Here is a 19,746-nt window from a genome sequence, read left to right as displayed (position 1 = left end):
TTTTATGCTTATTCCACTTCTAATGATATTAAAAATCGAAGAAGTGATACAAGTGAACAGAAGTTAGCGTTATTTAGAAAGGGTTACTTCATGAGATTTGTTACTTATAGATAAGTTATACAGGAGGGGGAAAATTTGAAAATTCATATCGTGCAAAAAGGGGATACCCTTTGGAAAATTGCGAAAAAGTACGGAGTGGATTTTGATACGTTGAAAAACACAAATACACAACTTAGTAATCCAGATTTAATCATGCCAGGTATGAAAATTAAAGTACCATCAAACAGCGTTCACGTAAAACAACAGGCCGGGGCAGGTTCAGCACCTCCAAAACAATATGTAAAAGAAGTACAGCAAAAAGAATTTGCAGCAACACCAACGCCACTTGGAATAGAAGATGAGGAAGAAGTTACGTATCAATCAGCACCAATTACACAGCAACCTGCTATGCAACAAACACAAAAAGAAGTGCAAGTAAAACCACAAAAAGAAGTACAGGTAAAACCACAGAAGGAAATGCAAGTGAAACCGCAAAAAGAAGTACAGGTAAAGCCACAAAAAGAGGTGCAAAAAGAAAAGCCAATTCAAATAGAAAAACCAGTTGAAAAACCGTCTGTTATTCAAAAACCACCTGTTATAGAAAAACAAAAACCAGCAGAAAAAGAAAACACGAAGTTTTCGGTAAATGTATTACCACAGCCGCCGCAACCACCAATAAAAGCAAAAAAAGAATATAAAATTTCAGATGTAATTAAAAAAGGAAGCGAGTTAATTGCTCCTCAAATTACTAAAATGAAACCTAATAACATCATTTCTCCGCAAACGAAAAAAGATAATATCGTGTCACCGCAAGTAAAGAAAGAAAATGTAGGGAATATCGTGTCACCGCAAGTGAAGAAAGAAAATGTAGGAAACATCGTGTCACCTCAAATAAAGAAAGAAAATGTAGGAAATATCGTGTCACCGCAAGTAAAGAAAGAAAATGTAGGAAATATCGTGTCACCGCAAGTAAAGAAAGAAAATGTAGGGAATATCGTGTCACCGCAAGTAAAGAAAGAAAATGTAGGGAATATCATGTCACCGCAAGTGAAGAAAGAAAATGTAGGAAACATCGTGTCACCAAATGTATCGAAAGAAAATGTAGTTATTCCACAAGTAATACCGCCAAATATTCAAATACCAAACATCATGCCAATCATGGATAACAATCAACCGCCAAACATCATGCCAATCATGGATAACAATCAACCGCCAAACATCATGCCGATAATGGATAACAATCAACCGCCAAACATCATGCCGATAATGGATAACAATCAACCACCAAACATCATGCCGATAATGGATAACAACCAAATGCCAAATATGATGCCGATAATGGATAACAACCAAATGCCAAATATGATGCCGATAATGGATAACAATCAACCACCAAACATCATGCCGATAATGGATAATAACCCAATACCAAATATGATGCCGATAATGGATAACAACCAAATGCCAAATATGATGCCGATAATGGATAACAACCAAATGCCAAATATGATGCCGATAATGGATAACAACCAAATGCCAAATATGATGCCGATAATGGATAATAATCAAATGCCAAACATGATGCCGATAATGGATAATAATCAAATGCCAAACATGATGCCAATAATGGATAACAATCAAATGCCGAATATGATGCCGATAATGGATAATAATCAACCACCGAATATGATGCCATATCAAATACCATACCAACAGCCTATGATGCCGCCAAATCCGTATTATCAACAACAAAATCCATATCAAATGCCATATCAGCAAGGAGCACCGTTTGGACCGCAATATACGTCTATGCCAAATCCAAATATGATGCCAATGGATAATAATATGCCGCCACTCGTACAAGGTGAAGAAGATTGTGGATGCGGAGGAGAGAGTAGGTTATATAGTCCTCAACCTGGAGGACCACAATATGCGAATCCTTTATATTATCAACCAACTCAATCGGCATATGCGCCACAGCCAGGAACGATGTATTATCAACCGGATCCACCAAATGTATTTGGAGATCCAGTTTCAGAAGAAGAGGACGAAGAGGAAGTTTAAAAAAGGTGGGATTATTCCCGCCTTTTTTTTATGTAGAGTCGTTCTGAAAATGGAAGATTTACATCAAATGTTAGAAAATCCCCAGTGAAATATTAACAGTGTAAAAACCTTCTCTGTTACTCATCATAAGAGGGAGCTTTTCAGAAAAGAAGCTCATTCTAACAGAGGGGGTTTTTGTATTGAATACGAAAGTAAAAGTGATCGCTGCTTCTTTGTTAGTTACCAGTGCATTAGCTGCATGTGGTACACCAAAAGATAATAATGCAATGGATGGACGTAACTACAATTACGAGCGTACATCTTATAATGATACACACCAGTATCGTGATAATGTAACGCGTAATGATCGTTATACAGATTATGTAACATATAGAAATGGTCGTAATGATACAGGATATAACAATTATTACCGAGATGTAAATTACAACGGTCAAATTGCTAACCCGCATCCAACACGTAATATTACAATGAACAATTCATACATTAACAATGATGGTAAAACAGCAGAAAAAATAACAAATCGTGTAAAGCGTATGAATAACGTAGACCGCGTGTCTACAGTTGTATATGGAAACGATGTGGCGATTGCAGTAAAACCGCGTAATCCAGTATCGAATGAAACGGCACTTGCAAACGAAGTTCGTCAAGCTGTTGTAAATGAAGTTGGAAACAGAAATGTATATGTTTCTGTAAGAAATGACATGTTTACTCGTGTCGATGCAATGAGTACACGCCTACGTAACGGTACAGTTACAAACGATTTTAATCGTGATATAGGGAATATGTTCCGAGACATTCGTTACGGTTTAACTGGTACTATGCGATAGCAAAACAAAAGAGGAAGGGGTAGCCCTTCCTCTTTATTCATCGTTGTCTTGTAAACGACGTTTTTTAATGAAATAACTAATGGAATAAGAAATTAAAAAACATATAAAGAAAATACTACCTGTTAGAATAGCCTCAAAGAGAGGTCTTTCTGGACTGAAAATAATATAAATAATGGCTATAATAGTTCCTACAATAAGAGAGCGTAAAATAATTTTGTAATAAGGAGTTAACTTTATATCCTTTTCGCCTTCTTCTACATCGATAGAAACGCTTAACTGTAAATAACTAAGTACAATACTTGTAAGGATAAATAATAACCATAATGGAGATTTCGTAATTTGATCCATTCCTTCAGTGAATCCGATATATCCTAAAATGCCAATTATACCAAGCGATTGAAAAAGAAAGGCAATACGTATGTTTTTTAATGTTTTCAGAATGAGACGTTCATCCTTTATTTTTTTCACAATATCCATCTCCTGTTTATTATGATTTCGCTGTTATATTAATTGTAACATATATATTGCATTTATCAATATATAATTTACATAAAGTTCATTTGGGAGAAAGAGGAAATAAAATATTTTTATAAACATGTTGCACTTATAATTTATTAATGTTATATTAGCAAAGCGATGAGCTAATTTACGTAAGACGAGAGATATGCTTAAGTGCTAAACACGCGAATGTGGTCGCCTGGTCTCTCGCCGTAAACGCATCAAGACGCCTGCTTTGCAGGCGTCTTTCATTTTATATAAAAACAAATGCTAATGCAGATAAAGATAAAACTTTATCTGCATTTTTTATTTTCGAGAGAAATGTAATACGGTCATTTATATGGATAAAACCCCCATTTCCGGAAAAACTACTAATGAAAGTTTGATCTTGCCTAAAAGAGGTGAACGGAAATGAAATGGATACTGATTGCAGTACAAGCTTTCGTTATGATGTTTTGTTTCGTTTATGAAACGAATGTGAAGGCGGAAGGGCCAGTACCAGAAGTAACAGAAAAAGAGCCGGAAGTTACAATTTTATTAGAGCGAATGTATGTTGATGGAGAAGTAAGCGAGGAAATATTTACAGAAAAAGTAGCGGACTTAGAAAAGTTTCTACAGCAATATAAAGAATGGCAGCTCGTTGATCGTGATGATGTACAAATCGTATTACAAAAGAAAGTTGATGATATTTCTCCATTATTGAAAACGAGCGGATATTTTGGTGTGTCAGAGGAAGGGATATTACAAATTTTTAAAGGTGTACCGAAAAGTGATAATGCGATTCATTCCTTCTTTCAAATTGATATGAAAAAGCTGGAGAGTTATGAGCGTGCAAAATTGAAGCGTGGTATTCGCATTAAATCAAAAGAAGGTTTTGTGAAGACGATTGAAAAAATGAAGCAATACGCAGTGCAAAATAAGAAAAAAAGCAGCTCATGGTGAGCTGCTTTTTTTTACTTGTTTTTATCTAAAATTTGTTTTGCGATTTCATCAATTAGCATATCTTTTCCGATTGGATTGAAAGCTTTCGTATTGAAGATTTCATTTGATACTTCATATACGTGATTGTTTTTAACTGCTTTATTGTCTTTCCAAACGGCACTGTTTTTGTAGTCTTCGTAAACTTTATCAGCTTCGCCGCCAAAGTTTACAATAAACATTTGATCAGGTTGGAATGCAACAAGACCTTCTAGCGATACTTGTGCCATCGTTTGTTTTAAATCTGTACCTTTTGTTACTGGAAGTTTTAAGTCATTAAAGATGATGTCACCGTATCCGAAGCTACCGTATACACGGAAGTTTTGTGGTGTAACTGCGACGAACATAAAGTTCTCATCTTTTGTTTTTTCTTTAATTTTTTTAGATAAAGAGTCTGCTTTTTTATCGTAGTCTGCAATCCATTTGTCTGCTTTCTTTTCTTCGTCAAATAGTTTACCTACTTCTTTAAACTTACCGCGCCAGTCTTCTAAGTTTGTTTCTAAAACAACTGTTGGTGCAACCTTTTCTAATTGATCATAGATCTTCAACTGACGATTATTTAAAATAATTAAGTCTGGTTTTAATGCAGTAACAGCTTCTAAATCAACTTTAGGTGCCCAGTACCAACCTACTGCCTTTACGCCGTCTAATTTTTCTGTTAAATGATTTTGGATTTTATCTTTATATGTGTTTGCTGTACCAACAGGTTTGTGTCCGAGAAGTAATAATTCTTCTGTTGATCCAGATAGGTCAACAATTCTCTTTGGATTTACTGGAATTGTAGCTTCCCCTTTAGCGTGTTTTACAACTTTTGTTTTCGGTTGTTCTTTCGCTTTCGATTCTTCTTTTTGAGAAGAACAGCCAACGATAGAAAGAACAACTAGCATAATAGTAAATAAAATAAATAGCTTCTGTTTCATCCTGATGTAACCCCTTTAATTAGTATTGATAATCATTATCGACTTCTGTATATTAAGGTGCTTCATACTTTCTGTCAATGGAAAATAACAGAAGTTTTAAATAGAGAACATTTGTTGGGGTAGTCTCGCTTTTCTATCATTAAATATGTTAAAATGGAATACATGATTTAAGAGGGAGAGATCGTATTTTGTTTGAATATGTTACAGGTTACGTGGAATATGTAGGACCGGAATATGTCGTAATTGACCATAATGGAATTGGTTATCAAATTTTCACACCAAATCCGTATGTATTTCAAAGAAGTAAGCAAGAAATCCGTGTCTATACATATCATTATGTGAGAGAAGATATTATGGCACTTTACGGGTTTAAAACACGTGAAGAGCGTTTATTATTTACAAAGTTGTTAGGTGTGTCTGGTATTGGACCAAAAGGTGCTCTTGCAATTTTAGCATCTGGTCAAACAGGACAGGTCGTTCAAGCGATTGAACACGAAGACGAGAAGTTTTTAGTGAAGTTCCCGGGCGTCGGAAAGAAAACAGCACGCCAAATGATTTTAGATTTAAAAGGAAAACTAGCTGATGTCGTGCCAGATGCGTTTGTTGATTTATTCTCAGACACAGAACGTTTTGATGAGAAGAAAGGTTCATCAGCTGAGCTTGATGAGGCGCTGGAAGCTCTGCGCGCACTTGGATACGCAGAACGAGAAGTTTCTCGCGTTGTACCAGAGTTATTAAAAGAATCATTAACGACGGATCAGTATATTAAAAAGGCACTTAGTCTTTTACTAAATGGTAAGAGGTGAGTATAATGGACGAACGTCTCCTTTCAGGGGAATCTGCATATGAAGATTCGGATTTAGAATATTCATTACGGCCACAGACGCTCCGTCAGTATATTGGCCAAGATAAAGCGAAACATAATTTAGAGGTGTTTATTGAAGCAGCGAAAATGCGTGAAGAAACGTTAGATCATGTGCTTCTATATGGACCACCAGGACTTGGTAAAACGACGCTTGCCAATATTATTGCCAATGAAATGGGCGTAAATGTTAGAACAACTTCAGGCCCAGCAATTGAAAGGCCGGGAGATTTAGCAGCTGTATTAACAGCACTTCAGCCGGGTGATGTATTATTTATTGATGAAATTCATCGTTTGCATAGATCAATTGAAGAAGTGTTATATCCTGCGATGGAGGATTTTTGCCTTGATATCGTAATTGGAAAAGGGCCGTCAGCACGGTCTGTACGTTTAGATTTGCCTCCGTTTACACTAGTTGGAGCAACGACGCGTGCGGGGGCATTATCAGCGCCGCTTCGTGACCGTTTCGGTGTACTTTCAAGATTAGAATATTACACAGTAGATCAGCTTTCTGAGATTGTTGAACGTACAGCAGAAGTATTTGAAGTTGAAATTGATTCGTTAGCCGCACTAGAAATTGCAAGACGTGCTCGTGGTACACCTCGTATTGCGAATCGTTTATTACGACGTGTACGAGATTTCGCACAAGTTCGTGGTAACGGAACGGTTACAATGGAAATTACACAAATGGCGTTAGAACTACTGCAAGTAGATAAATTAGGTCTAGATCATATCGATCATAAATTATTACTTGGTATTATTGAGAAATTCCGTGGTGGCCCAGTCGGGTTAGAAACGGTTTCGGCAACGATTGGAGAAGAATCTCATACGATTGAAGATGTATATGAGCCATATTTATTACAAATTGGCTTTTTACAACGAACGCCAAGGGGCCGAATCGTAACGCCGCTTGCATATGAGCATTTCGGAATGGAGATGCCAAAAGTATGACGGAGATGCCAAAATTGCTTATTACAGCAGGTATCTTACTCATCGTTGTTGGATTAGCTTGGAAGTTCATTGGAAGGCTTCCAGGCGATATTTTTGTGAAAAAAGGAAACGTTACCTTTTATTTTCCTATCATTACATGTATTGTGTTAAGTATTGTATTATCTTTTATTATGTATATAATAAATCGATTTAAATAAGAAATAGGTGGATATAGTTATGGATATTAATCTGTTTGATTTTCATTTACCAGAAGAACTTATTGCACAAATCCCATTAGAAGATCGTGAAACATCAAGATTAATGGTGTTAGATCGTGAAACAGGCGATATTGAGCATAAACATTTTACAGACATTCTTTCTTACTTACATGAGGGGGATTGCTTAGTTTTAAATGAAACGAAAGTTATGCCTGCTCGTTTGCATGGTGTGAAAGAAGATACAGGCGCGCACATTGAAGTACTTCTTTTAAAACAAGAAGAAGGCGATAAGTGGGAAACGCTTGTTAAGCCAGCGAAACGTGTAAAAGAAGGAACTGTTATCTCTTTTGGCGAAGGGAAATTAAAAGCAACTTGTATAGGAACTGCAGATCAAGGTGGACGTCAGCTTGAATTTTCATATGACGGCATCTTCTATGAAATTTTAGATGAACTTGGGGAAATGCCACTTCCTCCATATATTAAAGAGACGCTAGAAGATCGCGATCGCTATCAAACAGTATATGCGAAAGAAATCGGTTCAGCAGCAGCGCCGACTGCGGGACTTCACTTTACAGAAGAGCTACTGGAGAAGTTAAAACAAAAAGGCGTTGGGTTAGCTTTCATTACACTTCACGTAGGACTTGGAACATTTAGGCCAGTTTCTGCAGATACGATTGAAGAACACCATATGCACGCAGAATATTACCATATGTCTGAAGAGACAGCGGCATTATTAAATCGTGTGAAAGAGAGTGGTGGACGTATTATTACGGTAGGTACGACTTCAACTCGTACGTTAGAAACAATTGCGACAGATCATGACGGCAAGCTTTGTGCTGCTTCGGGCTGGACAGACATTTTTATGTACCCAGGTTATGAATTTAAAGCAATTGATGGTTTAATTACAAACTTCCATTTACCGAAATCAACATTAATTATGCTGGTAAGTGCATTTGCAAATAGAGATAATGTACTTCATGCTTATAATGAAGCAGTAAAAGAAAAATATCGTTTCTTTAGCTTCGGTGATGCAATGTTCGTTGCATCTCACGCTAAAATGGGAAACAAATAAAAGGAGTAAATTATGACAGCAATTCGTTATGAATTTATTAAAACTTGTAAACAAACGGGTGCGCGTTTAGGACGTGTACATACGCCGCACGGTTCATTTGATACACCAACATTTATGCCAGTTGGTACACTTGCAACAGTTAAGACAATGTCACCAGAAGAATTAAAAGCAATGGATTCTGGCATTATTTTAAGTAATACGTATCATTTATGGCTACGCCCAGGTCACGAAATTATTCGTGAAGCAGGCGGTTTGCATAAATTTATGAACTGGGATCGTGCAATCTTAACGGATTCTGGTGGTTTCCAAGTATTCAGTTTAAGTGACTTCCGTCGTATTGAAGAGGAAGGCGTTCACTTCCGTAACCACTTAAATGGAGATAAATTATTCTTATCGCCAGAAAAAGCGATGGAAATTCAAAATGCATTAGGTTCAGATATTATGATGGCATTTGATGAGTGTCCACCATTCCCAGCTACTTTTGAATATATGAAGAAGTCTGTAGAACGTACAAGCCGTTGGGCAGAACGTTGTTTAAAAGCGCATGAGCGTCCACAAGATCAAGGTTTATTCGGTATTGTACAAGGTGGAGAGTTCGAAGAGCTTCGTCGTCAAAGTGCAAAAGACCTTGTTTCAATGGACTTCCCTGGTTACGCTGTAGGTGGTTTATCTGTAGGTGAGCCGAAAGATATTATGAACCGTGTACTTGAGTTTACAACACCACTTCTTCCAGATAATAAGCCACGTTACTTAATGGGAGTAGGTTCTCCTGACTCATTAATCGATGGTGCAATTCGTGGTATTGATATGTTTGACTGCGTACTTCCAACTCGTATCGCTCGAAATGGTACATGTATGACAAGTGAAGGCCGTCTAGTTGTAAAAAATGCGAAGTTTGCAAGAGACTTCGGTCCGCTTGATCCAAATTGTGATTGCTATACATGTAAAAATTACTCTCGTGCATACATTCGTCACTTAATGAAATGTGATGAAACGTTCGGAATTCGTTTAACGTCTTATCACAACCTTCATTTTCTGTTAAACTTAATGGAGCAGGTGAGACAAGCTATTCGTGAAGACCGTCTTGGCGATTTCCGCGAAGAATTCTTTGAACAGTATGGCTTTAATAAACCGAATGCTAAAAACTTCTAATACATAATTTAAAAGGAGGAACAAAAGATGAATCCAGGTATGATGAATATCGTTATGATCGTTGCGATGTTTGCGATTTTCTATTTCTTATTAATTCGCCCGCAACAAAAGCGTCAAAAAGCAGTTGCTCAAATGCAAAATGAGTTAGCAAAAGGTGATGCTATCGTAACAATCGGTGGTTTACACGGTACAATCGAATCAGTAGATGAGACGAAAATCGTTATTAAATCTGGTGGTTCACACTTAACTTTCGATCGTAATGCGATTCGTGAAGTTGTGAAAAACTAATGAGGAAGGCCCTGCATGAAATGTGCAGGGCCTTTTTTAGTTATTTTGTTTTGACATATTTACCCCGAAAATACCACCGAGTGTACTCGCGCCCATTAATGCTAATTGATAAAGTAACTGGGAGTTCGATAAAGTTTGAGAGAAGCCTAAATAGTTAACTAGAAAAACAAGTATAGCGAATGTAAGACCTGTTGTGAAACCTACTAGCCAACCTTTCCCTTGTGCTTTTTTGCCGGCAGTAAATCCGGATATAAGCATAGATAAAAGAGCTAGTATAAAAATAGTAACGGCTAATGTCCCTTCAGTCATATCTGTAAACTTTAATAAAAGAGCTATAACCATGCTAATAATTGATGCGAGAATTAATAAGGTAATGATACCAAAGCCGATTGCGGTTGATAATTTTTTCGTTCCATCCATTTATACATTCCCCCTTTTTAATACAAGCATATTTTCTTTTTGCCCAAGTTAGACTAGTTTATTTTTTATAGGGGAGTCTATACGTAAAAAAGGAGATGTAGAAATGGAATGGGTATCAATCATTGGCCGGACGATGCTTTTGTATTTCATCATATTAATTATTTTTCGTCTTATGGGTAAACGTGAAATTGGAGAGTTAAGTGTATTAGATTTAGTCGTATTCATTATGCTTGGCGAAATGGCTGTAGTCGCAATTGAAAATACCGATAAATCACTTTGGCACCAATTAGTTCCCATGACTTTTCTTATGTGTATACAGATTATTTTGTCAGTCATTTCATTAAAGTTTCAACGATTTCGGCATTTAATAGAAGGTGAGCCGGCTATTCTTGTAAATGCGGGGAAAATTGATGAAAAGAAGATGAGAAAGCAGCGTTATAATATAGATGATTTATTGATGCAATTAAGGGAGCAAGGAGTTGGAGATATCCGAGATGTAGAATACGCTATTTTAGAACCATCTGGGAAGTTATCTGTCTTTCAAAAACAAAAAGGTAAACAGGATACATTGCAGTTTACTCTTCCTCTTATTATTGATGGAGAAATTCAATTGAATCATTTACAAATGATTGAACATACAGACGAATGGCTTATTGGCAAATTAAAAAACTTAGGTTATAACGATATCAAACAAATTTTATACTGCAGCTTTCAAAATGGACAATTTTTTGTTGATTTGAAAGAAAACTAGAGGCTTACTATATGAAATAGTAAGCCCGTTTACTTCAAAAATGAAAGTTTTCGAATGATTGGGAGTCGGCTTAACTCTTCTTTTCGAATGAGTTTGAAAGTGAAGAGGAGGATAATATAAACGATTGTTGTTAAAGTGATTTCCCATAATGTTTGTACGCCGAGTGAATGAGAGAAAATCATATATTTATGAAGATAAAAACCGAAAGCGCCTGCAATACCGATAGCAAGTCCACCGAAAATGTAGTCTTTTGCGTAAATGGTAAATGTAATTTTCTTTAAAACAGTAGCGTAATGAAGGAATGTTACCGTTACTATATTTGCTGCAATTGCAAGGGCAACCCCCATCATTTGAAAATCTGGCCTTGAAGCTAGTACAAAAATAAGGATTAATTTCACGATGGCGCCAATAAATGTATTCATCATTGCAGCTCTTGCTAAGTTTAAAGCTTGTAAAACAGAGGTAAGTGGACTTTGAAAGTAATGAAATAAAAAGCAAGGTGCAAGAAGCTGGATAAATGCTGTTGCACTATCCGATCCATACATAAGAGTTAAAATAGGAGAAGCGAATACGTATAATATAACGACTGACCACCCACCAGTAATTAATGAGATCCGAAGTGCTTGTTGTAGTCGGTGTTCCACTAATTTATGCTGTCTTTTAGCCATCGCTTCACTAATAGATGGAACGAGCGCTGTAGAAAGAGCGTATGTAATAAAGGCTGGCAGTGATAGAAGTGGGAATGCATAACCGTTTAATATACCGTATTGCTGGGTTGCGACAGAGGCAGCAACTCCGGCAATCGCTAAGCTTTGCATAACGACGATAGGCTCAAAGAAATATGAAACGGAACCGATTAAACGACTTCCTGTAGTCGGAAGAGCGATATCCATCAGAGAATAAAATGTACCTTTGCTCTCCTTTACAGTAGTGAAAAATCCAGAGCGTATAGATAAATGTTTTTCGCGCTGGAATAAAGTGAGTAAAAATAATAACGATGCAACTTCACCGAGAACGGCTGATAACATAGCGCCAGCTGCAGCATATTCTACGCCGTAAGGTAAAAATAACTGAATGCATATAGCGATAATTGTAATGCGGACAACTTGTTCTATAACTTGAGCATAAGCGCTAGGTTTCATATTTTGTTTCCCTTGGAAATAACCGCGTAAAACAGAAGAAACAGCAATAACAGGAACGACAGGTAAAATGGCCATTAATGGATAGTACGTTCGTTCATCAGTTAATAATGTTTTTGCTAAAATAGGTGTGAGGAGCATAATTCCGATTGTTAAAATGATACTAATAACGGATGTAACAGCTAATGATACTGTTAATATTTTTTTAACCCTTTGTCTATCGTTCACAGCTTCCGCTTCTGCTACAAATTTTGCGATTGCGACAGGAAGGCCGATTTGTGTTAATGTAATTGCTAGAATGAATGTAGGAACGGCCATCATATAAAGGCCAACACCTTCTTCCCCTAAAATACGTGCCATTACAATCCGGTTAATAAATCCAAGGATTTTGGTAATAAAGCCGGCTATCATTAAAATAAATGCGCCTTTTAAAAAGCTTTGTCTCGTCATGGTCTTCTCCTACCTTCTCAAAATCAGTGGAATGATTTACAATAATTTATATGCACGTATGAGACAAGAATGACAAGCATTTAAGAGAGTGAAGTATGAGAGTGCTCTTGAAAGTAGTTATTGCTGTCCATTAGAGCGGGATTAAAAGCGACTTTTCGTGCTGAAATAAGAAGGAGATGTTTATGTATGTTAGAAAAAGAGGCTTTGGTAGAATCGTACCGCGGACAGTTACAAGTCGTTTTAGAAAGCAAAGTAGAAGAGTTTCACATGTTCGGTTATGACCGAGTAACAGATGATGATATTTGGAAGTTTCTTAAAGTGAAGAAGTGGAAAAAAATAAACGGTGATGTTAGATTATATGAATTAGTAAATGATGTATTAAGAGTAAGTACTAATGAATATATGAATTATTTAACTGTTGAAGCATATCAAGCGCCACTTTGGTCATTTGATGAATATGAAAATAAATAACCGACTGCAATTGGTTTGTTCTTCCTTTTGCAGTATAATGATAGGTATTGATAATGAGGAAATAATTATGTCTAAGATTATATATAAAGGGGGTAGTGAAGAGAAAAAATAAATAATGAAAGTGTAGGTATTGTGAAAAACGTACCGACACAGCTAGTGATGAACTAGCAAAATTATAGAAAGGAAGTCTACTAACTAGGCGTATGCATACGTGTAAAAGTGAATCGTAAGAGATTTATTTAAAGTGTTAGTAGCAGAAAGAGGGTACATATGGCAAAGCGTGGTACGAGAATTGCCGCCTTTTTCCTCATCGTTTTATTAATCGGTGGAGTAATTGGTGCGGCAGGAAAAGACATAGCAAAAGGAATTAGTCTAGGACTAGACCTTCGCGGTGGTTTTGAAATTCTTTATGAAGTAAAACCAGCCAAAAAAGGTGATAAAATCGACCGAGAGGCACTTGTAAGTACAGTAGGTGCTCTTGAAAATCGTGTCAATGTTCTCGGTGTAAGTGAGCCGAACATTCAAATTGAAGGACAAGATCGAATTCGCGTACAGCTTGCTGGTGTACAAGATCAGCAAAAAGCACGTGAAATGTTATCAACACAAGCGAAATTAACATTCCGTGATGTAGATGATAACCTTCTTATGGACGGAACGGATTTAAAAGGCGGCGGAGCGAAACAAACATTTGATGAGCAAGGCCGTGCGAGCGTAGGTCTTACACTAAAAAGCGCTGATAGATTCCGTGAAGTAACTGAAAAAATTTCAAAAATGCCACCACCAACGAATTTAATGGTAATTTGGCTTGACTTTGAAGAAGGAAAAGATTCGTATAAAGCAGAGTCTGCAAAACCGAATCCGAAGTTCTTATCAGCAGCAACAGTAAGCCAAGTGTTTAATCAAGCTGAAGTATCTATCGTAGGTGGAAACTTCACAGTTGAAAGTGCGAAACAACTGTCATCTTTATTAAATGCAGGTGCACTTCCTGTTGATTTAAAAGAAATGTATTCAACATCAGTTGGAGCGAAATTTGGTCAACAAGCGTTAGAGCAAACGATTTTCGCTAGTGCGATTGGTATCGCTCTTATTTTCTTATTTATGCTTGTATACTACCGTTTACCAGGAATTGTAGCGGTTATTATGTTAGGTCTATACATTTTTGTTACGCTACTCGTATTTAACTGGATGCATGCGGTTCTGACATTACCAGGTATTGCGGCATTAGTGCTCGGGGTAGGTATCGCAGTTGATGCGAATATTATTACGTACGAGAGACTGAAAGAAGAGTTGAAAATTGGTAAGTCAATGATGTCAGCATTCCGTGCTGGTAATCATCGTTCATTAGCAACAATTTTAGATGCAAACGTTACGACTCTTGCAGCGGCTGGTGTATTATTCGTTTATGGTAATAGCTCTGTAAAAGGATTCGCAACAAGTTTAATCGTAAGTATTTTAGTTGGTTTCGTTACGAACGTATTCGGTACTCGTTTCTTACTAGGTTTACTTGTAAAGAGCCGTTACTTCGATAAAAAGCCAGGATACTTTGGTGTGAAACAAAAGGATATTATTCCATTAACAAAAGGTGTAGTACATCCACCGACAAGATTTGATCGTATTAACTTCGTAAATATCGGTCATAAATTCCTTGTTTTCTCGATTGTAGTTGTAATTGCAGGTGCAATTATACTACCAATTTTCAAATTGAATCTTGGTATTGATTTTGCGAGTGGTACACGTATCGACTTGCAATCAAAACAAACACTTACTGTGTCTGATGTTCATAAAGATTTTAAAGAATTGAAAATTGACGTGAAGGAAGAAAATATTGTACCGACTGGGGATGACAATAAAGGATTCGCAGTTCGTACATTAGGTGTTCTATCAAAAGATGAAATTGCGAAAACAAAAACATTCTTCCATGATAAATATGGTACTGATCCAAACGTAAGTACAGTTTCACCAACAATTGGTAAAGAAATTGCACGAAATGCATTTATCGCAGTATTAATCGCTTCTGCAGTTATCATTTTATACGTAAGTATTCGATTCAGATTTACGTACGCATTATCTGCAGTACTTGCATTATTACATGATGCATTCGTTATGGTTGTTATATTTAGTATTTTCCAATTAGAGGTAGACTTAACGTTTATCGCTGCAGTGTTAACAATCATCGGTTATTCTATTAATGACTCAATTGTTACATTTGATAGAAACCGTGAATTATACAAACAGAAAAAACGAGTTCGTGATATAAAAGACTTAGAAGAAATCGTAAATGCAAGTATTCGCCAAACGCTTGGTCGTTCAATTAACACCGTATTAACAGTGTTATTCCCGGTAATTACATTACTTATCTTCGGTAGTGAGTCATTACGTAACTTCTCGTTTGCGTTACTTGTTGGATTAGTTGTAGGTACGTACTCTTCTGTTTTCGTTGCTTCTCAAATTTGGTTAATGCTTGAAAACCGTCGTTTGAAAAAGGGCAAAAACAAGAAAAAGGTTGAGAAAGTAGAATCTGAACCACAAGTATAAAAAAGATGATGTCTCTTTATGAGGCATCTCTTTTTTCGTTTGTGGATACAATAAGATAGCAACTTTTTAACAGAAGGAAGATGGAAGAAAGTGGTGGTGTTATCGCTGTTTTTGCTACAATAAAAAGATAGGTTAAGAAAAGAAGGGATTTTAATTATGGAAAAAGATGAACGTTTTAAACAGGCCGAGTTTGGTGCTATTGTCGGAATCGTTGGTAATATTATATTAGCGATTGTAAAGGCGGTAATTGGTTATATTGGGAACAGTAAAGCACTATTAGCGGATGCCGTGCATTCTGCATCAGATGTAATTGGTTCGCTCGCTGTACTTTTTGGATTGCGAGCAGCAAAGCAACCGCCTGATGAAGATCATCCGTATGGTCATGGTAAAGCGGAATCGATTTCAGCAATTATTGTTGCAGTATTATTATTTATTGTGGGAATCGAGATAGCGATTTCGTCTATAAAAGCTTTTTCGCAGGAACTAGAACCACCGAAAGGAATTACGATTTTTGCTGTTGTTCTTTCGATTATCGTGAAAGAAGGAATGTTTCAATATAAATTCCGATTAGGGAAGAGGATAAATAGTGATGCAATTATTGCAAATGCATATGAACATCGTTCGGATGTGTTTTCTTCAATTGCAGCTTTAATCGGTATTTGTGCAGCGATTATGGGTGGTAAGTTCGGGTTAGATTGGCTTGTATATGCCGATCCGATTGCAGGATTATTTGTTTCACTTCTTGTTGCAAAAATGGCATGGAGTATTGGGGCCGAAGCAATTCATGCAACGCTTGATCATGTTCTTCACGAGGAAGATGTTGTGCCGCTTAGAGAGGCTGTGCTTCAAATAGACGGTGTAAAAAAAATCGGCTCTTTATATGCAAGGGAGCATGGTCATTACGTTATTGTTGATATTAAAGTTTCTGTAGATCCATACATTACTGTAGAAGAAGGGCACCGCATTGGAAAGCATGTGAAAGAAACGCTTATGGAACAAGATAACGTACAAAATGTGTTTGTACATATAAATCCGTATTCCCAAAATTAAATATCATTAACATTTTAGTATATAGATATTTCATCGTAGTTTGCATTATATTGTCACCCCTTAATCTGTCTTGTATAATGAACAGGTTAAGGGGTGATTTCGTGTTACAACCGAAGACGCGTTGGAAAGAAAAAGAATATAATAATGAGCGAGTGAGTGAATTAGCAAGTAAATTACAATTATCACCACTTGTCGTTTCGTTATTCCTCGGTAGAGGACTAGATACAGAAGATAAGATTTTAGATTTTTTAAATACAGAAAATCAAGAATTTCATGATCCATTTTTATTAGAAGGAATGGATAGAACGGTAGAACGTGTAAATAAGGCGATTCAAAATGGAGAGCAAATATTAATATTTGGTGACTACGATGCGGACGGAGTAAGTAGTACGACTGTGTTATATCTTGCCTTGCAAGAATTAGGTGCAGACGTAGAATTTTATATTCCAAACCGTTTTACAGAAGGATATGGACCAAACGAAGAAGCATTTCGTTGGGCACATAGCGCAGGATTCTCACTAATTATCACTGTCGATACTGGTATCGCAGCAGTGCATGAAGCGAAGGTAGCGAAGGAGCTTGGAATAGATCTTATTATTACAGATCACCATGAGCCACCACCAGAATTGCCAGAAGCACTTGCGATTATTCATCCGAAATTAGATGGCGGTGTATATCCGTTTCACTATTTAGCTGGTGTAGGTGTTGCGTTTAAAGTTGCACATGCACTACTAGGCCGTGTACCAGAACATTTATTAGAAATTGCAGTAATTGGTACAGTAGCCGATTTAGTGTCACTTCATGGTGAAAATAGATTGCTAGTGAAGCGCGGTTTAAAGCATATGCGCATGACGAAAAATATCGGACTAAAGGCGCTATTTAAAGTTGCTAACGTTTCGCAAAGTGAAATTACAGAAGAGAGCATTGGATTCTCACTCGCACCACGTATTAATGCAGTTGGCCGTTTAGAAGATGCTACGCCGGCTGTACATCTTTTATTATCAGATGATCCAGAAGAAGCAAAAGAGCTGGCTGAAGAAATTGATGAGCTGAACAAACTGCGAAAAGATATTGTAAAGCAAATTACAGAAGAAGCTATCGCTGAAGTGGAAAATAATTTCCCGCCAGAAGACAATAAAGTACTAGTACTGGCAAAAGAAGGCTGGAATCCAGGTGTAATTGGAATTGTCGCATCTAAATTAGTTGAACGTTTTTATCGTCCAACGATTGTATTATGCATTGATCCTGTAAAAGAAACAGCAAAAGGTTCAGCACGTAGTATTGCAGGATTTGATTTGTTTGCAAACTTGTCAGATTGTAGAGAGTTATTGCCACATTTCGGAGGACATCCGATGGCAGCGGGAATGACGCTACATATGAATGATGTAGATGAATTACGCCGCCGCTTAAATGAACAAGCAGAGGTAATTTTAACAGAAGAAGATTTTATTCCAATTACAGCTGTTGATGTCTTTTGTAAAGTGGAGGATGTAACACTGGCAGCAATTGAAGATATGCAAAAGTTAGCGCCATTTGGTGTTGGAAATCCAAAACCACGTATTGCAGTGAAGGATGCAGAGCTAGAAAGTATTCGTGCAATCGGATCAGACGGTTCACATTTGAAAATGGCTCTTCGCGATGGACAAGCGACACTGGATACAATCGGATTTGGATTTGGTACGTATGCGAAAGAAATTTCTCCAGTTGCAAAGGTATCTGTAATAGGGGAAGCATCTATCAATGAATGGAATAATTTTAAGAAGCCGCAATTAATGGTGCAAGATATTGCTGTAGAGGCGTGGCAATTATTTGATTGGCGTAGTATGCGTAACGTAGAAGCGAATGTAGCAGAACTTCCGAAAGAAAAAATAACGATGGTGTATTTTTCTGAAGAGGTATTGAATAAATTTTCTTTAGAAGACTATAAAGAGCATATGATGCATGCATCAGAAGTAACTCATTTAGACGATCAATACATCGTGTTACTTGATTTGCCAAAAGGAACAGATGAATTACGAGATTTATTTAAAGTGGGGTTCCCGTCGCGAATTTATACGCTATTTTATCAAGAGAATAATCATTTATTTAGTACTGTTCCAACGAGGGAACATTTTAAATGGTACTATTCGTTCTTGAGCCAAAAAGCACCATTTTCTTTAAGACAATATGGAGAACAACTATGTCGACATAAAGGTTGGTCAAAAGATACAGTAAATTTCATGACACAGGTGTTTTTTGAGTTAGAATTTGTTACAATAAAAGATGGCGTCATTTTTATGGCAGACAAAAAACAAAAGCGTGATTTAATTGAATCGAACACATATCGTGAGAAAATGAACCACTTACAATTAGAAAAAGAATTGGTTTATAGCACATATCAGCAACTATATACATGGTTTGAAACGATTCGTAATCATAAAGAAGTAGAACAGTTAGGGTAAAGGATTTGTATTTACAAACCTTTTAGATCTGAGGAGGATTCAGAAATATGGATTTCAAGCAACATATCGCAATTGTACCGGATTATCCAAAAGAAGGTATTGTATTTAAAGACATTACACCGTTAATGAACGACGGTAAAGCATACAAAGCAGCAACAGATGCAATCGTTGAGTATGCAAAGAAAAGAGACATTGACGTTGTAGTAGGGCCAGAAGCACGTGGCTTTATTATCGGTTGCCCAGTTTCTTATGCGTTAGAAGTAGGTTTTGCACCAGTTCGTAAATTAGGAAAATTACCACGTGAAGTAATTACAGTTGACTACGGTAAAGAATATGGTAAAGATGTTTTAACAATTCATAAAGATGCAATTAAGCCAGGTCAACGCGTATTGATTACAGATGATCTATTAGCTACAGGTGGAACAATTGAAGCGACAATTAAGCTAGTTGAAGAACTTGGCGGAGTTGTAGCAGGAATTGCATTCTTAGTAGAGCTTACTTACTTAGATGGTCGTAAAATGTTAGATGGTTACGATGTATTAGTATTAGAAAAATACTAATCACTATATAGGTAAAACTACGGTGATAAAAAGTACCCGTGAATCTCTTGGAGAGGAGCGGGTACTTTTGTATAATTGCAC

The 19,746-nt window shown here is 36.8% G+C and carries 18 protein-coding genes and 1 pseudogene; 15 read left to right on the top strand and 4 right to left on the bottom strand.

The features are described from left to right. Window positions 1-135: 135 nt before the first annotated feature. Both safA and ILS93_RS09900 read left to right on the top strand, forming a co-directional pair. Window positions 136-292, top strand: a pseudogene (safA, locus tag ILS93_RS29085) (SafA/ExsA family spore coat assembly protein); the annotation flags it as partial. A 1,990-nt stretch (window positions 293-2,282) separates the two neighbouring features. After that, entirely contained in the window at window positions 2,283-2,930 is a 648-nt protein-coding gene (locus tag ILS93_RS09900) for a YhcN/YlaJ family sporulation lipoprotein (RefSeq protein ID WP_048562224.1), read from the top strand. Between the two features lie 33 nt (window positions 2,931-2,963). Here the strand turns inward: ILS93_RS09900 and ILS93_RS09895 are convergent, their stop codons facing one another. Beyond that, the gene (locus ILS93_RS09895) at window positions 2,964-3,407 is read right to left on the bottom strand and encodes a branched-chain amino acid ABC transporter substrate-binding protein (protein WP_081257175.1); all 444 of its coding nucleotides are present in this window, start codon (window positions 3,405-3,407) and stop codon (window positions 2,964-2,966) included. Window positions 3,408-3,839: 432 nt separating this feature from the next. Here ILS93_RS09895 and ILS93_RS09890 point away from each other — a divergent pair, with 432 nt between their 5' ends. Next, window positions 3,840-4,370, top strand: coding sequence for a BofC C-terminal domain-containing protein (locus ILS93_RS09890; protein ID WP_000871201.1), 531 nt, complete (start codon window positions 3,840-3,842; stop codon window positions 4,368-4,370). Between the two features lie 11 nt (window positions 4,371-4,381). On the opposite strand, the gene ILS93_RS09885 is transcribed toward ILS93_RS09890, so the two are convergent. After that, window positions 4,382-5,326 (bottom strand): iron-hydroxamate ABC transporter substrate-binding protein, encoded by a 945-nt coding sequence (locus ILS93_RS09885; RefSeq protein WP_064474709.1) that lies wholly within the window; start codon window positions 5,324-5,326, stop codon window positions 4,382-4,384. A 188-nt stretch (window positions 5,327-5,514) separates the two neighbouring features. Here ILS93_RS09885 and ruvA point away from each other — a divergent pair, with 188 nt between their 5' ends. Genes ruvA through yajC form a run of 6 tightly spaced genes read left to right on the top strand, consistent with a single transcriptional unit; the run spans window position 5,515 to window position 9,848 of the window. Next, window positions 5,515-6,132, top strand: a complete 618-nt coding sequence (gene ruvA / locus ILS93_RS09880; RefSeq protein WP_000464511.1) for a Holliday junction DNA helicase RuvA — start codon at window positions 5,515-5,517, stop codon at window positions 6,130-6,132. 5 nt (window positions 6,133-6,137) lie between these two features. Then, window positions 6,138-7,139, top strand: a complete 1,002-nt coding sequence (ruvB, locus tag ILS93_RS09875) for a Holliday junction branch migration DNA helicase RuvB (protein ID WP_000344467.1) — start codon at window positions 6,138-6,140, stop codon at window positions 7,137-7,139. Next, the gene (locus ILS93_RS09870; protein ID WP_000138162.1) at window positions 7,136-7,336 is read left to right on the top strand and encodes a DUF2905 domain-containing protein; all 201 of its coding nucleotides are present in this window, start codon (window positions 7,136-7,138) and stop codon (window positions 7,334-7,336) included. The genes ruvB and ILS93_RS09870 overlap by 4 nt, the downstream gene beginning before the upstream one ends. Before the next feature lie 19 nt (window positions 7,337-7,355). Further along, on the top strand, window positions 7,356-8,408 hold the full coding sequence (gene queA / locus ILS93_RS09865; RefSeq protein ID WP_064474710.1) for a tRNA preQ1(34) S-adenosylmethionine ribosyltransferase-isomerase QueA: 1,053 nt from the start codon (window positions 7,356-7,358) through the stop codon (window positions 8,406-8,408). A 12-nt stretch (window positions 8,409-8,420) separates the two neighbouring features. Then, entirely contained in the window at window positions 8,421-9,560 is a 1,140-nt protein-coding gene (tgt, locus tag ILS93_RS09860) for a tRNA guanosine(34) transglycosylase Tgt (protein ID WP_000125362.1), read from the top strand. 27 nt (window positions 9,561-9,587) lie between these two features. Beyond that, window positions 9,588-9,848, top strand: coding sequence for a preprotein translocase subunit YajC (yajC, locus tag ILS93_RS09855; protein ID WP_001068064.1), 261 nt, complete (start codon window positions 9,588-9,590; stop codon window positions 9,846-9,848). A gap of 36 nt (window positions 9,849-9,884) precedes the next feature. Here yajC and ILS93_RS09850 read toward each other — a convergent pair whose 3' ends face one another. Further along, window positions 9,885-10,268: a TIGR04086 family membrane protein gene (locus ILS93_RS09850; RefSeq protein ID WP_048562228.1), complete on the bottom strand. Its 384-nt coding sequence runs from the start codon at window positions 10,266-10,268 to the stop codon at window positions 9,885-9,887. A 103-nt stretch (window positions 10,269-10,371) separates the two neighbouring features. Between ILS93_RS09850 and ILS93_RS09845 the strand changes: the two genes are divergently transcribed. Beyond that, on the top strand, window positions 10,372-11,019 hold the full coding sequence (locus ILS93_RS09845; RefSeq protein WP_064474711.1) for a DUF421 domain-containing protein: 648 nt from the start codon (window positions 10,372-10,374) through the stop codon (window positions 11,017-11,019). Window positions 11,020-11,048: 29 nt separating this feature from the next. Here the strand turns inward: ILS93_RS09845 and spoVB are convergent, their stop codons facing one another. Beyond that, the gene (gene spoVB / locus ILS93_RS09840) at window positions 11,049-12,608 is read right to left on the bottom strand and encodes a stage V sporulation protein B (protein WP_064474712.1); all 1,560 of its coding nucleotides are present in this window, start codon (window positions 12,606-12,608) and stop codon (window positions 11,049-11,051) included. Between the two features lie 186 nt (window positions 12,609-12,794). Here spoVB and ILS93_RS09835 point away from each other — a divergent pair, with 186 nt between their 5' ends. The 5 genes from ILS93_RS09835 (at window position 12,795) to ILS93_RS09815 (ending at window position 19,665) form a co-directional block, all read left to right on the top strand. Beyond that, the gene (locus tag ILS93_RS09835) at window positions 12,795-13,079 is read left to right on the top strand and encodes a post-transcriptional regulator (protein ID WP_000890214.1); all 285 of its coding nucleotides are present in this window, start codon (window positions 12,795-12,797) and stop codon (window positions 13,077-13,079) included. 270 nt (window positions 13,080-13,349) lie between these two features. Continuing rightward, entirely contained in the window at window positions 13,350-15,614 is a 2,265-nt protein-coding gene (gene secDF / locus ILS93_RS09830; protein WP_064474713.1) for a protein translocase subunit SecDF, read from the top strand. A gap of 156 nt (window positions 15,615-15,770) precedes the next feature. Beyond that, window positions 15,771-16,664 carry a cation diffusion facilitator family transporter gene (locus tag ILS93_RS09825; RefSeq protein WP_088048076.1) on the top strand — a complete coding sequence of 298 codons (894 nt, stop codon included), beginning with the start codon at window positions 15,771-15,773 and terminating at the stop codon, window positions 16,662-16,664. 101 nt (window positions 16,665-16,765) lie between these two features. Then, window positions 16,766-19,105, top strand: a complete 2,340-nt coding sequence (recJ, locus tag ILS93_RS09820; protein WP_098102379.1) for a single-stranded-DNA-specific exonuclease RecJ — start codon at window positions 16,766-16,768, stop codon at window positions 19,103-19,105. 47 nt (window positions 19,106-19,152) lie between these two features. Beyond that, window positions 19,153-19,665, top strand: a complete 513-nt coding sequence (locus ILS93_RS09815) for an adenine phosphoribosyltransferase (RefSeq protein WP_000346221.1) — start codon at window positions 19,153-19,155, stop codon at window positions 19,663-19,665. Window positions 19,666-19,746: the final 81 nt, after the last annotated feature.

The sequence above is a fragment of the Bacillus sp. 16GRE42 genome, assembly GCF_019837435.1.
In the GTDB taxonomy this organism is placed as follows: Bacteria; Bacillota; Bacilli; order Bacillales; family Bacillaceae_G; genus Bacillus_A; species Bacillus_A wiedmannii.
This window is presented reverse-complemented; position numbering and strand designations above follow the sequence as displayed.

Coding starts and splice junctions, on each gene's coding strand:
- ILS93_RS09895 (WP_081257175.1), bottom strand. CDS start 3,407: ATGGATATTGTGAAAAAAATAAAGGATGAACGTCTCATTCTGAAAACA.
- ILS93_RS09890 (WP_000871201.1), top strand. CDS start 3,840: ATGAAATGGATACTGATTGCAGTACAAGCTTTCGTTATGATGTTTTGT.
- ILS93_RS09885 (WP_064474709.1), bottom strand. CDS start 5,326: ATGAAACAGAAGCTATTTATTTTATTTACTATTATGCTAGTTGTTCTT.
- ruvB (WP_000344467.1), top strand. CDS start 6,138: ATGGACGAACGTCTCCTTTCAGGGGAATCTGCATATGAAGATTCGGAT.
- ILS93_RS09870 (WP_000138162.1), top strand. CDS start 7,136: ATGACGGAGATGCCAAAATTGCTTATTACAGCAGGTATCTTACTCATC.
- queA (WP_064474710.1), top strand. CDS start 7,356: ATGGATATTAATCTGTTTGATTTTCATTTACCAGAAGAACTTATTGCA.
- tgt (WP_000125362.1), top strand. CDS start 8,421: ATGACAGCAATTCGTTATGAATTTATTAAAACTTGTAAACAAACGGGT.
- yajC (WP_001068064.1), top strand. CDS start 9,588: ATGAATCCAGGTATGATGAATATCGTTATGATCGTTGCGATGTTTGCG.
- ILS93_RS09850 (WP_048562228.1), bottom strand. CDS start 10,268: ATGGATGGAACGAAAAAATTATCAACCGCAATCGGCTTTGGTATCATT.
- ILS93_RS09845 (WP_064474711.1), top strand. CDS start 10,372: ATGGAATGGGTATCAATCATTGGCCGGACGATGCTTTTGTATTTCATC.
- spoVB (WP_064474712.1), bottom strand. CDS start 12,608: ATGACGAGACAAAGCTTTTTAAAAGGCGCATTTATTTTAATGATAGCC.
- ILS93_RS09835 (WP_000890214.1), top strand. CDS start 12,795: ATGTTAGAAAAAGAGGCTTTGGTAGAATCGTACCGCGGACAGTTACAA.
- secDF (WP_064474713.1), top strand. CDS start 13,350: ATGGCAAAGCGTGGTACGAGAATTGCCGCCTTTTTCCTCATCGTTTTA.
- ILS93_RS09825 (WP_088048076.1), top strand. CDS start 15,771: ATGGAAAAAGATGAACGTTTTAAACAGGCCGAGTTTGGTGCTATTGTC.
- ILS93_RS09815 (WP_000346221.1), top strand. CDS start 19,153: ATGGATTTCAAGCAACATATCGCAATTGTACCGGATTATCCAAAAGAA.